Source organism: Actinoplanes sp. NPDC051343, from assembly GCF_044455125.1.
Lineage (GTDB): Bacteria > Actinomycetota > Actinomycetes > Mycobacteriales > Micromonosporaceae > Actinoplanes.
In genome coordinates this window covers 22902-40674 of the sequence record NZ_JBITEL010000008.1, presented here as the reverse complement: position 1 = coordinate 40674, position 17773 = coordinate 22902, and the positions used below count along the sequence as shown (strand labels likewise).

General features: G+C 70.3%; 17 protein-coding genes. 6 read left to right on the top strand and 11 right to left on the bottom strand.

Going from position 1 to position 17773, the window contains the following annotated elements:
- Nucleotides 1-93 precede the first annotated feature (93 nt).
- Complete coding sequence (locus tag ACIA5C_RS25775; protein ID WP_396059644.1) at nucleotides 94-1068, top strand: SAM-dependent methyltransferase; 975 nt, start codon at nucleotides 94-96, stop codon at nucleotides 1066-1068.
- Between the two features lie 8 nt (nucleotides 1069-1076).
- Complete coding sequence (locus tag ACIA5C_RS25770; RefSeq protein WP_396059642.1) at nucleotides 1077-2201, top strand: NADH-quinone oxidoreductase subunit D; 1125 nt, start codon at nucleotides 1077-1079, stop codon at nucleotides 2199-2201.
- A 5-nt stretch (nucleotides 2202-2206) separates the two neighbouring features.
- Here ACIA5C_RS25770 and ACIA5C_RS25765 read toward each other — a convergent pair whose 3' ends face one another.
- From ACIA5C_RS25765 to ACIA5C_RS25750, 4 genes are all read right to left on the bottom strand, one after another.
- A complete protein-coding gene (locus ACIA5C_RS25765) occupies nucleotides 2207-4177 on the bottom strand; it encodes a hypothetical protein (protein ID WP_396058869.1) in 1971 nt (656 codons plus the stop codon).
- Nucleotides 4178-4288: 111 nt separating this feature from the next.
- Complete coding sequence (locus ACIA5C_RS25760) at nucleotides 4289-5263, bottom strand: glycine betaine ABC transporter substrate-binding protein (RefSeq protein WP_396059640.1); 975 nt, start codon at nucleotides 5261-5263, stop codon at nucleotides 4289-4291.
- 159 nt (nucleotides 5264-5422) lie between these two features.
- Nucleotides 5423-6136, bottom strand: a complete 714-nt coding sequence (locus tag ACIA5C_RS25755) for an ABC transporter permease (protein ID WP_396058867.1) — start codon at nucleotides 6134-6136, stop codon at nucleotides 5423-5425.
- Entirely contained in the window at nucleotides 6133-6852 is a 720-nt protein-coding gene (locus ACIA5C_RS25750) for an ABC transporter permease (RefSeq protein ID WP_396058865.1), read from the bottom strand. The genes ACIA5C_RS25755 and ACIA5C_RS25750 overlap by 4 nt, the downstream gene beginning before the upstream one ends.
- A gap of 2 nt (nucleotides 6853-6854) precedes the next feature.
- Here ACIA5C_RS25750 and ACIA5C_RS25745 point away from each other — a divergent pair, with 2 nt between their 5' ends.
- Entirely contained in the window at nucleotides 6855-7868 is a 1014-nt protein-coding gene (locus ACIA5C_RS25745) for an ABC transporter ATP-binding protein (protein WP_396058863.1), read from the top strand.
- A gap of 50 nt (nucleotides 7869-7918) precedes the next feature.
- On the opposite strand, the gene ACIA5C_RS25740 is transcribed toward ACIA5C_RS25745, so the two are convergent.
- From ACIA5C_RS25740 to folP, 7 genes are all read right to left on the bottom strand, one after another.
- The gene (locus ACIA5C_RS25740) at nucleotides 7919-8410 is read right to left on the bottom strand and encodes a hypothetical protein (RefSeq protein ID WP_396058861.1); all 492 of its coding nucleotides are present in this window, start codon (nucleotides 8408-8410) and stop codon (nucleotides 7919-7921) included.
- Nucleotides 8411-8465: 55 nt separating this feature from the next.
- Entirely contained in the window at nucleotides 8466-8753 is a 288-nt protein-coding gene (locus ACIA5C_RS25735; protein ID WP_396058859.1) for a hypothetical protein, read from the bottom strand.
- 31 nt (nucleotides 8754-8784) lie between these two features.
- Nucleotides 8785-10002 carry an ABC transporter permease gene (locus ACIA5C_RS25730; protein WP_396058857.1) on the bottom strand — a complete coding sequence of 406 codons (1218 nt, stop codon included), beginning with the start codon at nucleotides 10000-10002 and terminating at the stop codon, nucleotides 8785-8787.
- 126 nt (nucleotides 10003-10128) lie between these two features.
- Nucleotides 10129-10608 carry a DUF3180 domain-containing protein gene (locus ACIA5C_RS25725; protein ID WP_396059638.1) on the bottom strand — a complete coding sequence of 160 codons (480 nt, stop codon included), beginning with the start codon at nucleotides 10606-10608 and terminating at the stop codon, nucleotides 10129-10131.
- A gap of 67 nt (nucleotides 10609-10675) precedes the next feature.
- Nucleotides 10676-11200, bottom strand: a complete 525-nt coding sequence (gene folK / locus ACIA5C_RS25720) for a 2-amino-4-hydroxy-6-hydroxymethyldihydropteridine diphosphokinase (protein ID WP_396058855.1) — start codon at nucleotides 11198-11200, stop codon at nucleotides 10676-10678.
- Nucleotides 11197-11562, bottom strand: coding sequence for a dihydroneopterin aldolase (gene folB / locus ACIA5C_RS25715; protein WP_396058853.1), 366 nt, complete (start codon nucleotides 11560-11562; stop codon nucleotides 11197-11199). The genes folK and folB overlap by 4 nt, the downstream gene beginning before the upstream one ends.
- 82 nt (nucleotides 11563-11644) lie before the next feature.
- Nucleotides 11645-12532 carry a dihydropteroate synthase gene (folP, locus tag ACIA5C_RS25710; RefSeq protein WP_396059636.1) on the bottom strand — a complete coding sequence of 296 codons (888 nt, stop codon included), beginning with the start codon at nucleotides 12530-12532 and terminating at the stop codon, nucleotides 11645-11647.
- 325 nt (nucleotides 12533-12857) lie between these two features.
- On the opposite strand from folP, the gene ACIA5C_RS25705 reads away from it, so the two are divergent.
- The 3 genes from ACIA5C_RS25705 (at nucleotide 12858) to ACIA5C_RS25695 (ending at nucleotide 17773) form a co-directional block, all read left to right on the top strand.
- The gene (locus ACIA5C_RS25705) at nucleotides 12858-13151 is read left to right on the top strand and encodes a hypothetical protein (RefSeq protein WP_396058851.1); all 294 of its coding nucleotides are present in this window, start codon (nucleotides 12858-12860) and stop codon (nucleotides 13149-13151) included.
- A 1-nt stretch (nucleotide 13152) separates the two neighbouring features.
- Complete coding sequence (locus ACIA5C_RS25700) at nucleotides 13153-13515, top strand: hypothetical protein (RefSeq protein WP_364095198.1); 363 nt, start codon at nucleotides 13153-13155, stop codon at nucleotides 13513-13515.
- Nucleotides 13516-14686: 1171 nt separating this feature from the next.
- A complete protein-coding gene (locus tag ACIA5C_RS25695; protein ID WP_396058849.1) occupies nucleotides 14687-17773 on the top strand; it encodes an ATP-binding protein in 3087 nt (1028 codons plus the stop codon).

Sequence of the window (17773 nt, the reverse complement as noted above, 5' to 3'; positions counted from 1 at the left end):
TGAACAACCCCATGGTCGGCCCGAGGTCGGTCGGCCGCCGCTCGGTTCGGCGGGGGACGACCGGGGGCGGCCGGGACCTAGGGTGGCCGCATGATGGGGTGGCGGCAGGCGATGGCTGCGGCGCTTTACGGGCCGGACGGGTTCTTCGTACGCGGTGACCACGGGCCGGCCGGACACTTCCGGACCAGCGTGCACGCCTCGCCGTTGTTCGCCGGGGCGGTGCTGCGGCTCGTCCAGAGGATCGATGACGCGCTGGGCCGGCCCACGCACTTCGACATCGTCGACGTGGGCGCGGGACGCGGCGAACTGCTGGAAACCCTGCTCGCGCTGATGCCGGACGATCTCGGGGCGCGGGCGCGGCTGGTCGCGGTGGAACTGGCGCCGCGGCCGGCGTACCTCAGCGCGCAGATCCTGTGGCGCAGCGAGCTGCCGGAGGCCGTGACCGGGCTGCTGGTGGCCACCGAGTGGCTGGACAACGTACCGCTGGACGTCGCCGACCTGGACGACCAAGGACGGCTCCGGAAGGTGCTCGTCGACCCGGGCAGCGGGGACGAGACGCTCGGCGGCCCGGTCGATGCGGCGGACCGGTTCTGGCTCGACCGGTGGTGGCCGGAAGCCGGGCGGGTGGAGATCGGGTGGCCGCGGGATGCAGCCTGGGCGCACGCGGTCGAGCGGGTACAGCGAGGGTGTGCGCTGGCAGTCGACTACGGGCATCGGAAACCGGCGCGGCCCGCCGGCGGGACCATGACCGGATATCGGGGCGGGCGGCAGGTGCGGCCGGTGCCGGACGGCGGATGCGACGTCACGGCGCACGTGGCGGTCGACAGTGCGGCGGGCGCGGCCGGCGCGGCGTACGAAATCGTCACCCAGCGCAAGGCGCTGAAAGCGCTCGGGGTCGACGGCGGCCGGCCGTCGTTGGAACTTGCCCGGCAAGATCCGGCCGGTTACGTCCGGAGGCTGGCCGCGGCGGGCGCGGCGGCCGAACTGATCGAGCCGGGCGGGCTCGGTGGGCACTGGTGGCTGCTGCACACCATCGGGATCGACGCACGTGGGAGCATGCTCGGGTGACGCGTGAGATGACGGTCGGCACCGGTGCCGGGCTCGACACCGCCGACATGGTGCTCAACATCGGGCCTCAGCACCCGTCCACCCACGGCGTTCTGCGGCTCAAGCTGACGCTGGACGGCGAGCGGGTGGTGACGTGCGAGCCGATCGTCGGCTACATGCATCGGGGCGCCGAAAAACTGTTCGAGGTGCGGGACTACCGGCAGATCATCGTGCTGGCCAACCGGCACGACTGGCTGTCCGCCTTCGCCAACGAGTTGGGCGTGGTGCTCGCCGTCGAGCGGCTGATGGGCATCGAAGTTCCAGAGCGGGCGGTCTGGCTGCGGATGGCGCTCGCCGAGCTCAACCGGGTGCTCAACCACCTGATGTTCCTCGGGTCCTACCCGCTGGAGATCGGCGCGATCACCCCGATGTTCTACGCGTTCCGCGAGCGCGAGACGCTGCAGGCGGTCATGGAGGAAGTCTCCGGCGGCCGCATCCACTACATGTTCAACCGGGTCGGCGGCCTCAAGGAAGAGGTGCCGGCGGGCTGGACGCGCCGGGCCCGGGAGGCGATCGCCCTGGTCCGGTCGCGGCTGCCCGACCTCGACCATCTGATCCGCAAGAACGACATCTTCCTCGCCCGCACGGTCGGCGTCGGCGTGCTCACCGCGGCCCAGGCCGCTGCCTACGGCGCGTCCGGGCCGGTGGCGCGAGCCAGCGGACTCGACATCGACCTGCGGCGGGACGAGCCCTATCTGGCGTACGACCAATTGAAGGTGCCCGTGGTGACAAAGACCGCGGGCGACTGCCATTCCCGGTTCGAGGTGCTGCTCGACCAGGTGTACGTGTCGCTCGACCTCGCCGAGGAATGCCTCAACAAGGTCGACACGATCGCGGGCCCGGTCAACGTGCGGCTGCCCAAGGTGGTCAAAGCGCCGGAGGGACACACGTACGCCTGGACCGAGAACCCGCTCGGCATCAACGGCTACTACCTGGTGTCGCGGGGCGAGAAGACGCCGTGGCGGCTCAAGCTGCGCACCGCGTCGTACGCCAACGTGCAGGCGCTGGCCACACTCATCCCCGGCTGCCTGGTGCCCGACCTGATCGCGATCCTCGGCTCGATGTTCTTCGTGGTCGGCGACATCGACAAATAGCGGCCCTACCAGCGGCCATAGCCGTTGGGGTCATAGCCCTGCACGTACCGCTCGTCGGCACCCCGGTCGTACCCGCCGCCCGACGACCGGTCATAGCCTCCGTACGCCGCGAAGTCGGCCAGCGTGCCCACGTTGGTGTCGTTGGCGCTCGGCCGGTGCCGGCGGGCCTTGTAGTTGGGGTCGCCGGTAGCCAGGGACGGCTCGTCGTAGGAGTCGTCCGCCGAGGCGTAACCACCGTCCTCGTACCCGCTGTCAACCCCGTAGTCGCCGCCGCCCGACCCGTAGTTCTCCACGCCGTAGTCGCTGCCGGCCTCGTAGCCTTCGCCGTAGCTCGCATCGTCGGTGCCGCCCGAGGGCCGCCCGTAGGTGTTGCCGACCGGCGCCGCCCCGATCTGAGCCGAGCCGAGCTGCGCGCCGCCGCCGTAGACACCGGGGGTTTTGGGTGCGGGACCGGCCATACCGACGGGTCCACTCATGCCGCCCCGGGCAGTCATACCGTGCGGGCCGTTCATCCCGTGCGGGCCGTTCATCCCGTGCGGCCCGTCGGACCCATGGCCGGCGTCCGCATAGCCACTGCCGGCGCCGCCGGGTCCCTGGCCGGCGTCCGCATAGCCGCTGCCGGCGCCGCCGGGTCCGTGGCCAGCGTCCGCATAGCCACTGCCGGCGCCGAAGTCACCGTCGAGCGAGTCCGCCGCGCGGCCGTACTGGCCGCCTCCGCTCACCGGCCCCGGCCGCACGCCGGCCGCCGGACCGGGCGGGACCGCAGCCGCCGCGGCGGCACCCCGCTGGCGTGGAATGGCCGGCCCGGGACGGCCTCCAGGACCGCGCCCACCGGTGCTCATGCCAGGCTCACGCGCCCCGGGGGCCATGCCGGACCCGCTCGGGCCACCCGACACCATGCCCGGACCGCCCAGACCGCCGCCGCCCATTCCCGCGCCATTCGGAACGTCGGGCGCTATGCCGGGACCGCTCAAGCCGCCGGGCCTCATGCCGGGACCGCCCGGACCGCCCGGACCCATGCCAGGACCGTTCAGAGCACCCGAGCCCATGCCGCGACCGCTCGGGGTGGCCGAGCCCATGCCGGGGCCGTTCAGACCGCCAGGGTTCATGCCGGGCCGGTTGAAGCCACCGGATGCCACGCCGGCACCGCCCGGTCCGCCGGGATGCATGCCTCCGCCGTGCGGACGCGCCCCGGGGGCCACGCCGGCGCCCCCCGGGATGCCCGGGCGACCGGGCGCGCCCACGCCGGGGTCCCTCGGGCCGCCCCGCTGGCCGCCGGTGGTCATGCCGGGCTGGTCGGGGTCGGGCTGGTCGTCCCATCCGCCGTCGCCGGGCGGCGGGACCGGCCGGACCGCTGCCGCCGCGGAGGCGACCGGCACGGACGCCCGGCCACCGCCCGCCGGGGCGGGCGCGAAATCCTCGCTCGGCGCCGCGTCAGCGCCGAAGCCGTCGCCGGCCTCGTAGCCGTCGTTCTGATAGCCGTCGCCCGGAAACCCGTCGCCCTCGAAGCCGTCGCCCGAGAGGCCGCCGGCCTGGTATCCGCCGGCCTGGTATCCGCCGCCGCCCTGGAAGCCGCCGCTCGGCTCCTCGTCCGGGGTATAGGCGCCCGGCTGGGACGGGAGCATCGGCTCGTCGCGGAAGAAATCGGACCGGTCGGCGCGGGCGCTCTGCGGCGGGCGGCCGCTCTTGCCCGGGCGGCCGAACTCGGCCCGCAGCTCGCGGCGAAGTTTGCGGACCTCTTCGGTGACGCGGTCCTCGACGTCCATGCGCTGGAGGGCCGGGTCGCTGCGGATCAGCACCGAGGCGCCGACCAGCACGACGCTGACCGCCAGGAGCAGCACGGCGAAGCGCGTCGAGCCTTGGCCGCCGCCGATGAGCACGACGGCGGCGGCGAGCGGGGCAAGCCCCACACCCGCCCAAATCAGGCCACGAAGCAGCCCGGCACTGTGTCCCGCGGTCGGTTCCCGGTCCGGCATGGGCGCTGATGTTACTCAGAGGACGCTTGCGGCGAAACGGGCAAGCGTCGGGCTTCAAATAGGTGAAAACCCGACGCTTGCCCGACAAAACGTTTGTGACCAGGAGGAACGTCAGCCCGCTGCCAGTGCACTGTCGGAGCTGAAGACCACGCCCACGCTCAGCTTGCCGGTCTTGAGCGCGGTCTTGGTCAGCGGGCCGCCGGCGTCCAGCGACTGGAAGCTGCCGGCGTTGAACTTGTAGGTGCTGACCAGGCCCTGCTGGCACTCGGGCCGCTGCGGGCACTCGGCCGGACCGCCCAGGCTGGTCGCCGCGCCGGAGCACTTGGAGGCCAGGTCGGACAGGGTCTTCACGCCATTCTTGTCGGAGAACGCCTTGGTGACGGCGAACGCGTTCTCGTCCTGCGCCTGGGAGGCCGCACCGAAGACGAGGCCGGCCTTTTCACCGAGGGCCTTGAGGTTGGTCACCGTGGTGTCGAGGTCGGACGAGGCCGGTGCCTTGCCGCCCTTGTCGTACTTGCCCTGCAGGAACGTGGCCAGTGAGGCCGCGTATTCAGGGACGATGGCGATCTGTCCTTTTTCCAGCGCGGGCTCGTACAGCTCGCGGTTGCCGATCGTCTGCACCTTGACCGTGTAACCGGCGGCGGTGAGGGTCTGGGCGTAGACCTCGCCGAGCGTGGCGCTCTCGCTGAAGTTAGCCGCGCCGACCGTGATGCTGCCGCCCGGGCCCTTCTGGATGCCGGCGACGACGTTGTTGGCGGCGATGAAGTCGGTCGCCGCCTGCTTCGAGGACTTGCGGTCGACGTCGACCGCCTTGTTGAGAGCGATCAGCTTGGCCGTGTCGAGCGCCGCCGAGGCCTTGTCGAGGGCCGCGATCAACTGCGGAGAGGACTTCTTCTTGTTGATCGCCGGGATCACGTTGTCCGTGGCCTGCAGGTTTTTGTCGTCGGTGAGAGCGACCAGGTCGGTCCCGGCGACCGGGGCGCAACCCGCGCCCGCGGCCGAGGACGGCGGGGCCGCGGTGCCGGAGGAGCCGGCGCTTCCGCAACCGGCGAGGGAAACGACGGCCGCCGTCGCACTGGCGGCCATCAAAAGCATGTGTCGACGCATACTGCCGCCTTCTGTGTCCCGGCATGACCGGTGTGGTCATGCCGCGTGTCCGACGGGCAGCCGAAGTGAGTGCCCGTATGTATGCCCTGAAACTTCTACCCGCTGGGTATGACAACTTCGGAGAACGATGCAGGAGCGTTACCCGGCGGGAGCCGCCGCGGACGGCTTCCGACGCCATGCCGAGCGTAACGGACGGGGCGTGACCAGGCGTTGTACGCCCGCGAGCCCGATCTCGAAGGCGAATGCGAGGAACGCCACAACGATGCCTCCGCCGACGATTTCACCGCCCCCGACGTTGATGCCGAGGCCGAATCCGGCGCTGATGATCTCCCCGAGCCCACCACCGTTGACGAACGCGGCCAGCGCCGTGGTCGCCACCACCTGGACCGTCGCCGTCCGCAGACCGGCCGCCAGGTACGGGACGGACAGCGGCAGCTCGACCCGCCACAGCACCTGCCGGCCGGACAGCCCCATGCCCTTGGCCGCTTCGAGGGTTTCCGGGTCGATCGAGCGCACGCCGGTGTGGGCGTTGGCCAGCAGCGGTGGCACGGCAAAGACGGCCAGGGCGACGATCACCGGCGGCTTTCCGAAACCGAGCGGGGTCAACGGCAGGATCGTGAGCAGGGCCAGGGTCGGGATGGCCAGAGTGATGTTGGCGATCGAGATCGCCGGGCCACCGCCGCGCCCGCGGTGCCCGAACCACACGCCGAGCGGCCAGCCGATCGCGCAGGCGATCAGCACCGCCCAGAAAGTGATCTGCAGGTGCTCGATGAGCCGATCGAACAGGCCGCCCGGATTGGTCCAGTTGAGCGGGTCGTTCAGCCAGAGGATGCCCTGGTGCAGGTAGTTCATGACGCCCTCCGGCGGGCCCACGGGGTCAGCACCCGGCCGATCCCGGCCAGGATCAGGTCGAGGACGAGCGCCAGCGCGACGGTGAGGATCGTTCCGGTGAGGATCTCGGCCTTGTAGAAGTTGTTGCGGAAACCGCCGAGGATGAGTTCACCGAGGCCGCCCTTGCCGATCAGCGCACCCACCGTGACCAGGGCCACGGTCGAGACCGTGGCCAGGCGGATGCCGGTGACGATGCTCGGGAGCGCCAGCGGCAGTTCGACGTGCCAGAGACGGCCGAACCGCCCGTAGCCCATGCCCAGCGCGGCGTCCTTGACCTCGGCCGGGACCTGAGTGAGGCCGTTCAGCGCGTTGCGTACGAGGACCAGCAGCGCGTAGAGCACCAGGGCGATGAGGACGGTGAGGTCGGTCGTCGTGCCGACCACCGGAGCGAGCACCGAGAGCAGGGCGAGCGACGGGATCGTGTACAGGAAGCCGGAGAGTGCAAGAATCGGCCCGGTCAGCGGTTTGATCCAGTAGGCGACGATCGCGAGCGGCAGCGCCACCACCAGTGCGACGATGACCGCCCGTCCGGTCAGCCCGGCGTGGTAGAGCAGTGCACTACGCAGAGCGCCGGCGTTGTCGTGGATGTAGTGCCAGGAAAACCACGGATTTCCGGGCCCGTCATCGGCGGGTGCGGCGAGCGGCCGGACGGCCGGCAGGGCCCACAGGAAGGACATACGTGGACGCTACCGCGATCAACGAGGTGGGCGCCGACCGCAGCGCGGCCTCGATCACGCTGCAGGACGTCGGGAAGGTCTATCCCGACGGCACGGTCGCGGTCGGCGACTTCAGCCTCGAGGTGCGCTCGGGCGAACTCACGGTGCTGATCGGACCGTCCGGATGCGGCAAATCGACCATCCTGCGCATGATCAACCGGTTGATCGAGCCATCCAACGGACAGATCCTCATCGACGGGCGGAACATTCTCGATCAGGATCCGGTCGAGCTGCGGCGGCACATCGGCTACGTGATCCAGAACGTCGGACTGTTCCCGCACTACACCGTCCGCAAGAACGTCGCGACCGTGCCCACGCTGCGCGGCTGGGAGCGCAAGAAGGTGCGCGACCGGGTCGACGAACTGCTCGAACTGGTCGGCCTCGACCCGGCCCGCTACGGCGATCGCTACCCGCAGGAGCTGTCCGGCGGCCAGCGCCAGCGCATCGGGGTGGCCCGCGCGCTCGCCGCCGACCCGGTCGTGTTGCTGATGGACGAGCCGTTCTCGGCGGTCGACCCGATCGTGCGGGCCCGCCTGCAGGAGGAATTCCTCAAGCTGCAGGCCGAAGTACGCAAGACCATCGTGATGGTCACCCATGACATCGACGAGGCGGTACGTCTCGGCGACCGGATCGCGGTGCTTGCCCAGGGTGGCAAGCTTTTGCAGTACGCCCCGCCGGCCGAACTTCTGAGCCACCCGGTGTCGTCCACGGTGAGCGATTTCGTCGGCACCGACCGCGGCGTCCGCCGGCTGGCCGTGACCGCGGTGCGCGGCGCCATGCGTCCGCTCGGCGAGGCTGCGCCGGCCGCCGGGGCACCGACCGTTCCCGAGGACGGGACCCTCTACGACGCGCTGTCGGCGATGCTCACCACCGATTCGGCCGAGGTCGTCGTGGTAAAGGACGGGAACCCGGTCGGCGTGGTGTCGAGGAGCGCGATTTTCGACGTACCGAATCAGGGAGCGCAAGCAAAGGTCTGAGAGCCACCGAATGGCCGGTCCGGGGCGCAGTGGCGCCCCGGACCTTGCCGTCAGCTCTTGCCGCGATAGCCGCCGAGGGTGGCCAGACCGATGATCCAGCCGACGAACAGGCCGTAGGAGGCACCGTCGCCGGCCGAATGGAAGGCGCCGAGAAGCGACGGGTTCTTCAAGAAGAGGGTGGTCAGCAGGGCGGCGAAGCCGCCGGCGAAGATGTACGCGGCCCAGCCCGCGAAGAACTGGCTGATCGTGCCGCGCGCCCGGGCCAATTGCGAGCCGGGCAGCAGAAGCAGAAAGACCAGGGTCAGCACGACCAGCAGGATCGCCTTGAGGTCGCCGACGATGATCGAGCGCAGGGAGTCGTTGGAGTTGAACTGCCAATGCGGCCACGCGAGCAGGCGGAGCCACCAGCCACCAGCCGTGTTGGCGTTCGTGTTCTTGCTCGCCCAGTCGGAGTACCACGGACTGCCGAAGACCAGGACGAGAATGAGTGCGGCCAGCGTGCCCGCACCCGGCGCAGACTTGTAACGGTTACCGAGAGCCATGGCCGGTAAATTCCCAGCCGGGCTTGCTTTTCAAACGACGTCGGTAAATGCCCTTTTACTGGTGTTTCTGCAGGTAATCGATGAAGGCGGCGCGCAGCAGCGGCTCCTGATCGCCGTAGCCGTGCCCCTCGAGCTCGCGGTACAGAGCAACCGCCTCCTCGATCGTCGGACCGATCGAGTTGGGCGCGCCGTCCAACTCGGCCGCCTCGTCGGAATCCGGCAGGTGCTTGAATACCGACCAGAAGAAACCGATGTCGCGGTGGTGCCGGGCCAGGGCGAAGGCGCGTTCGCGCAGCTCCTCGGTGGGCAGGGCGTCCAGCTCGGCGAAGCTCGGTGAGGTCATGACGGCAAGCATAGGGCTGCCGGTTCGGGCCTCAGCGGGAAGATCCCCAGGGTCCGTCGTCCCAGGTCTCGCTGCGCGCCGCGGTGGTCGTCGGCGTCCAGTTCTCCGGCAGGTCGGGCGTCCAGTTGCTGCCGTTGGTGGTGGGCGGCGAGTTCCAGTCGGCACCCGCCCCGGCGCCGAACGGCCGCCCGTAGGTCTCGACGAGCCGGGTCACGATCAGACCGCCGCCCAGCACGCAGGCCGCGATCGCGAACAACGAGATGTCGTAGTGCTTGCGGTCGGAGTAGTCGAGGAACAGCGTCAGCCCGGCGACCGCGAACAGCGTGCCGAAGATGCCGCCGCGCCGCCCGTACGCGCTGGTGCCCGCCAGCAGGGCGAGGCCGACGCCGATGCCGGTCCACTCAAGACCGGTGCCCGGCACGATCGGGCGGGTCGCCTGCGCGGCGAACAGGGTGCCGGCGCCGACCGCGAAGACCGACGAGAGGACCAGCGAACCGAGCACCGGTACCGCGGCGGTCCCACCGCGGCGGTAGGCCGGGTCACCGGCCGGGCGCATGCGCCCGAGCCACCGGCGTACAGGAGTGATCGTGCCCAGTGCACCGCCGATCACGGCCAGCAGCGCGAAGCCGCCGAACAGGAAGAACGCCTGCTTGGTCGGGTCGTACTGACCCTGTAGGGCGACCGGGGCGGCGCGCAGCTGATCGAAGACGACCACGCCGAGGCCGGCCGCGAGGGTGGCCACCCAGCCCGGCACGTGCAGCGCGAGGATCACGACGCCGATCACCAGGCCGCCCGCGGCGGCGATCAGCACTGCCGGAAGCATGCCCTTGACCAGGCCCTGGTCGCCCTGCTCGGCGTACTGCAGGGAGGCGGCCAGGGCGATCGGGCCGATCGCGAGGTTGGGCACCGCGGCCCGCAGACTGAGTCCGGCGCCCATCGCGAGCAGGCCGATCGCCGCGCCGGCGACCAGCAGCGTGTCCAGGGCGGGCCGCTTCAGCGTGCTCGGGTCGAGGCGGTAGAGAAGAAACGCGAAGACGGCCGCCGCGACCAGCAGCACGACCTCCCATCCGAGGTGGACGCCGAGCCGGTCGCGGCCGTCGTCCTCGAACTCGGCCGCCGCGGCTCCGCCGGCCGCGTCGGCGGTCGTCTCGTCCATCATCTCGGCGGCACGGCGTCGCTGCTCGGTGGCGGCAAGCGTATTGGCCCGGTAGGCCGCCGGGTCGGACGGAGTCTCGTCGTCGTACGCCATGTCGTCCGCCTCCTTGGGTGCGCCTCGATGGGGCCGGAAGCGCACGCCGAAATCGGGGCCTGGGTAGCCCGTGCCCAGAGCATACGGATAGAACGGGGGCTCAGTTCAAGGCCCAGAAATGAGCGATCACCGACGGCCGGACGGCCGATCCGAATCACTCTCGTCCGTACGGTCGGGCTCGGGCGGGACCCGGCACGCCCGCTCCAGCCAGAGCGCGGCGCCGACCAGCAGCACGGCGGCGATCAAGCCGCCGATCGCGGGCGGGCGGTCGTCGCGGGCGGCCTTGGTCGGCTCGAGCACCAGCCAGGCCAGCAGGCCGGCCGAGAACCCGGCGGACAGGGCGCCGACCAGCGCCGACGCCTTGGCCAGCGCGACATAGCGGGCGACGGCCAGCGGGTCGACCCGGGGCGCACCCGGCTTGCGCTGGATGCGGGCGCTCGTGTTCTGCGCGAGCAGGCCCTCGGCCACCGCCAGCACCGCCAGCACGATCACCGGCGACCAGGGCAACTGGGGCAGCAACGAATAGGAGAAGCTGAGCAGGAGCCAACCCACCGCGGCGGCGGCGAGCGCCGCGACGATCAGCACCGAGACGCTGGTCGGACGCATCGACGGGTCCGACCTGGGCGACTCCGGGTTGCTGCTCACGTCATCTCCGGTGGCTAATGGCGTCTGCTCATGTCGACTCTAACGGGAGGTCGCCGCGCGGCTGCATCGCGGCGATCTCGTCGGCCAGCGCCGGGGCGTTGAGCAGATCAGTGAGCCAGCCGTGCCCCGGCAACTGCCCGTAGGGCTGGATGTCGATCCACGGGCGGAGCACGAACGCGCGCTCGTGGGCGCGGGGGTGCGGCAGGACGAGATCGGGCTCCTCGCGGATCACCGGCTGGTCGTCGGCGTCCCAGACCGCGATCACGTCGACGTCGAGCGTGCGCGGGCCGAACCGGCGAGCCGGATCGCGTACCCGGCCGGCCGCCGCCTCGCAGGCGTGCGCCCGCTCGAGCCAGTCGCGCGGTGCCGCCCCGGGGTCGGACGCCAGCAGCACCGCGTTGAGATAGGGAGGCTGGTCTGGATCGCCCCACGGCGGTGTCTCGTAGACCCCGCTGGCCAGCACCACGCTGTCGCCGAGCAGCTTGACTGCCAGCCGCAGGTTGGCGATGCGGTCGCCGAGGTTGCTGCCGATCGAGAGGACGGCCCGGCTCATCGGTTTTGTTCCCGTCGTAGGACCACGGCCACGTCGGCGAAGTCGTGCGGGATCGGCGCCTGCGGCTTGTGGACGGTGACCTCCGCCGCGGCGACCCGCGGATCGGACAGGCAGACCTCGGCGAGACGGCCGGCCAGCGTCTCGATCAGATTCACCGGCTCACCGGTGATCACCGTGACCAGGCGCTCGGCCAACTCGCCGTAGTGCACGGTGTCGGCCACGTCGTCGGTCGCGGCCGCCTTACCGAGATCGATCTCGAGAACGACGTCGACCAGGAAATCCTGTCCCTGTTCCCGCTCGAAGTCGTAGACGCCGTGCCGGCCCCGGGCCCGCAGGCCGGTCAGCACAATCCGGTCGCTCACCGTCAGCCCCTCCATCCGTCGCTACCCACCTTGCCGTACGGGCCGGGCGGTTTGGCGCCCCTCACCCGTTCCGGTGGCCGGCTCACTCCTCAGCACGCCCGGAAGGCCCGGATCGGTTCGACGTCATGGCCTTGAACTTCGGCGCCCCGGTGGCCCGCCAGACCGCGAGCGCGTCGGCGGTCGCCCGTACGTCGTGGACCCGGATGCCCCAGACGCCGGCGGCGGCCGCCAGGACCGAGGTCGCCAGCGTGGCCGCCTCGCGCTCGTCGACCGGTCGCGGGGTGCCGTCCGGAGCGGCCAGCAGCCGGCCCAGATAGGTCTTGCGGCTGGCCGCGAAGAGGACCGGGAAGCCGAGATCGATCAAGGCGTCCAGGTGCCTCGTCAGGGCCCAGTTGTGGCGGGCGTTCTTGGCGAACCCGAGGCCCGGGTCGAGGATGATCTGTCCCGGGTCGACACCCCTACCGACCGCCTCGTCGACCCGTTGCAGCAGCTCATTGCGTACGTCCCCGACGACATCCGCATAGACCGCGAGCTCGTTCATGTGGCGCGAGTGTCCACGCCAGTGCATCAGGATCCACGGGCAGCCGGCGTCGGCCGCGACGCCCGCCATCGCCGGGTCGGCCAGACCGCCCGACACGTCGTTGATCACAGTGGCGCCCGCGGTCAGGGCCGCCGCGGCCACTGAGGCACGGGTGGTGTCGATGCTCATGCGTACGCCCGCAGCCGCAAGCCCGGTGATCACCGGGACCACCCGGGCGGCCTCGGTTGCCGCGTCCACCCGCTCGGCGCCGGGCCGGGTGGACTCCCCGCCGACGTCCACGATGTCCGCCCCGCCCTGTTGCAAAGCTATGCCATGTTCGATGGCAGCATCCACGTCGGCGTATCGGCCGCCGTCGGAAAAAGAGTCAGGCGTGACGTTGAGAATCCCCATCACGACCGGGTGATCTTCGCTAGCTGACTCGGCACCCATGAGCAGGGCATCCCTCGGGTTGGTCGTCACGGAAGGAGGGTACGGGGACCATGTCATTCGAACATGTGTACGATACGTCGTGACTCATTTTCATCCACGCCTTTACCTTGCGTAACGAATCAGACGCTTGTAGCTAAGAAGTACGGGCCGTACTCTTCGGAACTGCGGCATCATGAAAGAACCGAAGAGAGCAGATGAGCATGGCAAGCCCGCAACCGCTCACTCGACGCGGTGAGCTGGAAGTAGCACGATATGGGCGACGCCGTGAGGCTTCACAACTGCAGCGTGTCCGGCACCCCCTAACCGGACGCGGGGAGGTTTACCAATGATCGCCACCGAGCTCACCGCTTACGCCTTTACGGCGTTCCAGCACGGTACGCTCGCCGCAGCGGCGCCGACGGGTATCGACACCACGGGCGTCGTCACCTTCTTCGCCAAGAACATCGCCCCGATCCTGCTGGCTGTCCTAGGTGTGATCTTCATCGGACGCGCCAGCCGAGGCGAGATCTCCAAGGTGCTCACCAGCTCCGCGATCGCCATCGTCGGCCTCGCGTTCATCGCCGGTGCGGCCACCCTGTTCTTCCTCGGCGACTATCTCGTCAAGCTGATCTTCAACTGAGATGCGCCTCCGGACCGACGACGACATCTACCGGGCGCGCCTCGTCTATCTGGGGCCGCCCGGCTACACCCTGCCCATGCATCTGCCGTACGCGCAGTACGGACTGTTCGTGGTGCTGGTGCCGCTGTTCTGGTTCATCCACTACCTGATCACGTTCCAGTTCGATCCGTTCCCGGCCTGGGAGATCGCGCTGGCCATGGTCACGACGTCGTACATCTTCCGGCACGTGGACCCGGACCGGCCGGCCCGCATGGTCATCCGCACCGCGTTCACCGATTGGCGCCGCACCCGTGAGCCCACGGTCGAGCAGCGCGATCCGAGACTTGTCGCCACTCGCATCCGGGTTCGGGAGGAGTTGGTATGACCAGTTCAGCGGTGCTCTCCTTCGGGGCCGGCGCATGACCGAATCCTTCCCGCACGGGCATCCCCGGGCGGATGCCCTTGACTCCGGCAGGCAGAGTAACGGTATGCGTTCGGACAACTACTCTCCGCCAGATTCCGGCGAACCGGTCGACGAGTTCGTCGCCGACCCCGGCCACGGTGCGGTGGGTGTGTTCCAGGCGCCGCAGCCCGTGCGGCCCCGGCCCGCGCCGGTCGACACGACGCTCGACATCGACTCGCCGTTCCTCGACCTGTTCGGAGGAACGCCGACACCGGTGTCGACCTCCCCGGGGTCGGGGACGGCCGGCGCGGCACCGCCGGAGTCCGATAATGATCTCGACTTCGGTTTCGAATTCGGCGACCCGGCGGCGCCCCCGCCAACCTTCGACGCGCCTCGGTCTTCTGAGGAACGATCGGCGCGGCCCTTCGACGCGCCGGCGTCTTTCGAGGCGCCCCCCGAGCAGTCCGTTGACGGCCCGCCGGCGCGGTCCCCGGAGGCGGGGCCCGAGCGGTCCTTCGATGCACCGCCGGCGCGGTCGGTTGACTCGCCTGGGCAGTCCTTCGACCCCGCGCCCGTACGGTCGGTTGACTCGCCGCCTGGGCAGTCGTTCGAATCCGCCTCTGAGCGGTCGTTCGGCTCGTCACCTGAGCGGTCCTTCGACTCCGGGCCGGAGCGATCTTTCGACTCGCCGCGTGGGCAGTCCTTTGACTCCGCGCCCGAGGGAACCTCCGATTCGCTGTCTGAGCGGTCATTGGGCTCGCTGCCCGAGCGCTCCTCCGACTCCTCAGCCGTTGAGACGCCGGCTGCTTTTGGGGCGCCCTCTTTTGAGGCGTCTCGTGCTTCGTCCACTGAGGCGCCGCCTTCCGCCACGCCCTCGCCGGCCGCTCGCTCGTCCGCGGCCCCTTCGTCCGCGCGGCCTTCGTCTGCTCCGGCGGCCGTTCCTCCGCCGTCCGGTCCGGCTGCGGTTCCGTCGGCGCCCGGGTCGCGGGCTTCCGGGTCACCGACCTCCGCTTCGACTGCGTTCGCCTCGCCGGCTTCCGCGCCGCCGATCTCGGCTCCGCCGGTGTCGGGGTCGCCGATGTCCGGCCCACCGATGTCCGGGTCGCCAGTGTCCGGGCCACCGATGAGCGGGTCGCCTATGTCCGGGTCGCCTATGTCCGGGCCACCTGCGTCTGCGGCACCTGCGTCTGCGCCGCCTGCTTCCGGACCGCCTGCCTCGGGGCCGCGGTGGCTTTCGAACGGGGCGGGCTCGGTTCCGGACGGGCCTGACTTTGCTCGGGCTCCGGCCGGACCCCGGCCCGACTACTTCGACTCGGCGCCCTCGTCGGCTGCCAACGGTGACTGGCCCAACTTCGACGACTGGCCGGCCTCGCCCACTGCACCCCCCACGGTCGAGCAGGCTCCGCGGTGGCCGGCGGCGGGGCTGCCCTCCGCGCGTACGGGAAGGGAGCCGGAAGCGTCGGCGCCCGGCGTGACCACGATGTCGGCGGACGCGCCCGCGGCCTATGCCGCGCCGATGCGCAGCGAGGCCGAATCGGCGCTGGTCCCGGCGACCGAGACCCGACCCGCCAAGCGCAAGGAGAAGGCCCCGGCCAAGCGCAAGGAGAAGAAGGCCGAGCCGCGCAACCTGCCCGTGCGGCCGCGCCCGCAGGACGTCAAGCCGCTGCGGCCCAACAAGATCAAGTTCAGCGACCGCGACCCGGCCATGGAGTTGGCGATCAGCGAGATCGCCGGGCACCTGACCTTCACCCAGAGCACGGTGACGGCCTGGTACTACCTGCCCGAGGTCCGGTGGGCCTTCCGGCCCGACGCGGAACGCGAGGCGCTGCTCAGCGCCATCTCCGAGCAGTACGCCGGGTTGGCCGGGTTCCGACTGCACCTGCGCCGCACCAACCGGCCGTTCCCGGCCGACGAATGGGCGCGGACGGTCGACTCGTTCACCGCCAAGCCGCTGCCCGACGTGCAAGGCGGCACCTCGTGGTCCGATCACCTGGTCGCGGCCCAGCGGCACCTACTGTCGGTCAACCACGCCGAAGGCCAGACCTATCTGGGTGTGACGTTTGCCCGCCGATCGCTCGGCGACACCTTCTCGGAGAGAATTCTTCGGGTCTTCGGGCGCGGCACATCGGACGGCGAACGGCGCAAGCTGGGGCGTACGGTCGAGCAGTTCGACGAGGTGCTCAACGCGTTCGGCATGCGGGGGCGCCGAGTCACCCCGGCCGAGCTGGAATGGCTGCTCTACCGGTCGGTCGCGCTCTGCATGGCGCCGCCGAGCATGCTCTCGCCGATCTCCAACGGGCACTGGGAAACCGGTGACCTGCTGGCGCTGACCGAGCAGGTGGAACGCTACCGGACGCCGTACGGGTCGACGGTCAAGCTGGTCAACCGCATGACCGGCGAGGAACGGCACGTCGCCGTGCTCTCGGTCGGCCGGATGGAACCGCTCGAGATCCCCGAGAAGCACGAGCCGTGGCTGCACTTCCACGAGCGGCTGCCGTGGCCGATGGAAATCTCGTCGCGCCTCGACATCCTCGGATCCAACAGCTCGTTCAAGAACCTCGAACACCGGCTCCGGATGATCCGGTCGCAGCAGCTCGACTACGCCGAGCACGGCATCGACGCCCCGCCCGAACTGGAACGCCTCGCCAAGCGCGCGCTGGTGATCGGCGACGAGATGACCACCGGCCTGCCGGTCGAATCGGCCCGCGCCCACGGCTGGCACCGGATCGCGGTCGGCGGCGCCACCCGCGAAGAGTGCCTGGAGCGGGCCCGCCGGCTCATCCAGCTGTACTCGCGCGAGCTGCGGATCTCGCTGCAACACCCCAAGAACCAGGACCAGCTGGCCCGGGAATTCATCCCGGGCGAGCCGATCGCCAACACCGGATACGTACGCCGGATGCCGGTCAAACTGCTGGCCGCGGCGCTGCCCCAGGCCGCGTCCACGGTCGGTGACCGGCGGGGCGACCTGATCGGGCGTACGTCCGGAACCTGTCGCCGTCCCGTCTTCCTCGACCTGCACTTCCCGATGGAGGTGCGGGAGCGCTCCGGGCTCGGCGTGTTCGTCGCCGAACCGGGCGGCGGCAAGTCGACCCTGATGGGCGCGCTCGGCTACCTGAACGCCCGCCGAGGCGTCCAGGTGACCCTGCTCGACCCGTCCGGGCCGCTGGCGCGCCTGTGCCAGATGCCGGAACTCCGGCCGTACTCGCGGGTGCTGAACCTGACCGGTTCCGAACAGGGCACGCTCGCGCCGTACGCGCTCATCCCGACGCCGATCCGCACCGAATTCCCCACCGGCCCCGGAGGGGACCGGGAATTCGAGATCGCGGTCTCCAACGCCCGGGCCGAACGTCGCATGCTGGTGCAGGACATCTGCTCGATGCTGGTGCCGCCGCAGGTGGCCAAGGAGGCGTCGACCGCGACGCTGCTGCGGCACGCGGTGCGACAGGTGCCGGCTGAAGAAACGTCGACGCTCGACGACGTGGTCCGCACCCTCCAGCAGGTGGACAACGACGAGGGCAAAGAACTGGCCAACCTGCTCCTCGACACCGCCGAGATGCCACTCGCTCTGCTGTTCTTCGGATCGCCGCCGCAGCACCTCCTCGGCGCCGACGCCGCCCTCACCGTGATCACGATGGCCGGGCTGCGACTGCCCGACCTGAAAATCGAACGCGAGTACTGGTCGGCCGAGGAATCGCTGGCCCTGCCGATGCTGCACACGGCTCACCGGCTCGCCGTACGCCGCTGCTACGGCGGGTCGATGTCGTCCCGCAAAATGGTCGGCCTGGACGAGGCGCACTTCATGGAAGGCTGGCGCTCCGGCCGGTCCTTCCTGGTGCGCCTGGCCCGCGACTCCCGGAAGTGGAACCTGGCCGCCCTGGTCGCCTCGCAGAACCCGCGCGACATCCTCGGTCTCGACGTGCAAAACCTGGTCTCCACGGTGTTCGTGGGCCGGATCGCCGAAGACCAGGAGATCGCGTCGGAGGCACTGCGACTCCTCCGGGTGCCGGTGCACGACGGGTACGAGGCGACGCTGGCCTCGCTGTCTCAGATCGACACGTCCTCGGCCAGCCGGCTGGGCTTCCGCGAGTTCGTGATGCGGGACGTGGACGGGCGCGTGCAGAAGGTCCGGGTCGACGTGTCGTACGTCGACGGTCTCCTGGACCATCTCGACACGACGCCGACGACGGTTAAGGCGGCACCGACGGCCATCTCGATGACGCCGTCCGACCTGGAGGACTGA

Coding starts and splice junctions, on each gene's coding strand:
- ACIA5C_RS25740 (WP_396058861.1), bottom strand. CDS start 8,410: ATGGCTCTCGGTAACCGTTACAAGTCTGCGCCGGGTGCGGGCACGCTG.
- ACIA5C_RS25770 (WP_396059642.1), top strand. CDS start 1,077: ATGACGGTCGGCACCGGTGCCGGGCTCGACACCGCCGACATGGTGCTC.
- ACIA5C_RS25695 (WP_396058849.1), top strand. CDS start 14,687: ATGTCCGGGCCACCTGCGTCTGCGGCACCTGCGTCTGCGCCGCCTGCT.
- ACIA5C_RS25705 (WP_396058851.1), top strand. CDS start 12,858: ATGATCGCCACCGAGCTCACCGCTTACGCCTTTACGGCGTTCCAGCAC.
- ACIA5C_RS25700 (WP_364095198.1), top strand. CDS start 13,153: ATGCGCCTCCGGACCGACGACGACATCTACCGGGCGCGCCTCGTCTAT.
- ACIA5C_RS25735 (WP_396058859.1), bottom strand. CDS start 8,753: ATGACCTCACCGAGCTTCGCCGAGCTGGACGCCCTGCCCACCGAGGAG.
- folP (WP_396059636.1), bottom strand. CDS start 12,532: ATGGGTGCCGAGTCAGCTAGCGAAGATCACCCGGTCGTGATGGGGATT.
- folK (WP_396058855.1), bottom strand. CDS start 11,200: ATGAGCCGGGCCGTCCTCTCGATCGGCAGCAACCTCGGCGACCGCATC.
- ACIA5C_RS25730 (WP_396058857.1), bottom strand. CDS start 10,002: ATGGCGTACGACGACGAGACTCCGTCCGACCCGGCGGCCTACCGGGCC.
- ACIA5C_RS25725 (WP_396059638.1), bottom strand. CDS start 10,608: ATGCGTCCGACCAGCGTCTCGGTGCTGATCGTCGCGGCGCTCGCCGCC.
- ACIA5C_RS25765 (WP_396058869.1), bottom strand. CDS start 4,177: ATGCCGGACCGGGAACCGACCGCGGGACACAGTGCCGGGCTGCTTCGT.
- ACIA5C_RS25775 (WP_396059644.1), top strand. CDS start 94: ATGGGGTGGCGGCAGGCGATGGCTGCGGCGCTTTACGGGCCGGACGGG.
- ACIA5C_RS25755 (WP_396058867.1), bottom strand. CDS start 6,136: ATGAACTACCTGCACCAGGGCATCCTCTGGCTGAACGACCCGCTCAAC.
- ACIA5C_RS25750 (WP_396058865.1), bottom strand. CDS start 6,852: ATGTCCTTCCTGTGGGCCCTGCCGGCCGTCCGGCCGCTCGCCGCACCC.
- ACIA5C_RS25760 (WP_396059640.1), bottom strand. CDS start 5,263: ATGGCCGCCAGTGCGACGGCGGCCGTCGTTTCCCTCGCCGGTTGCGGA.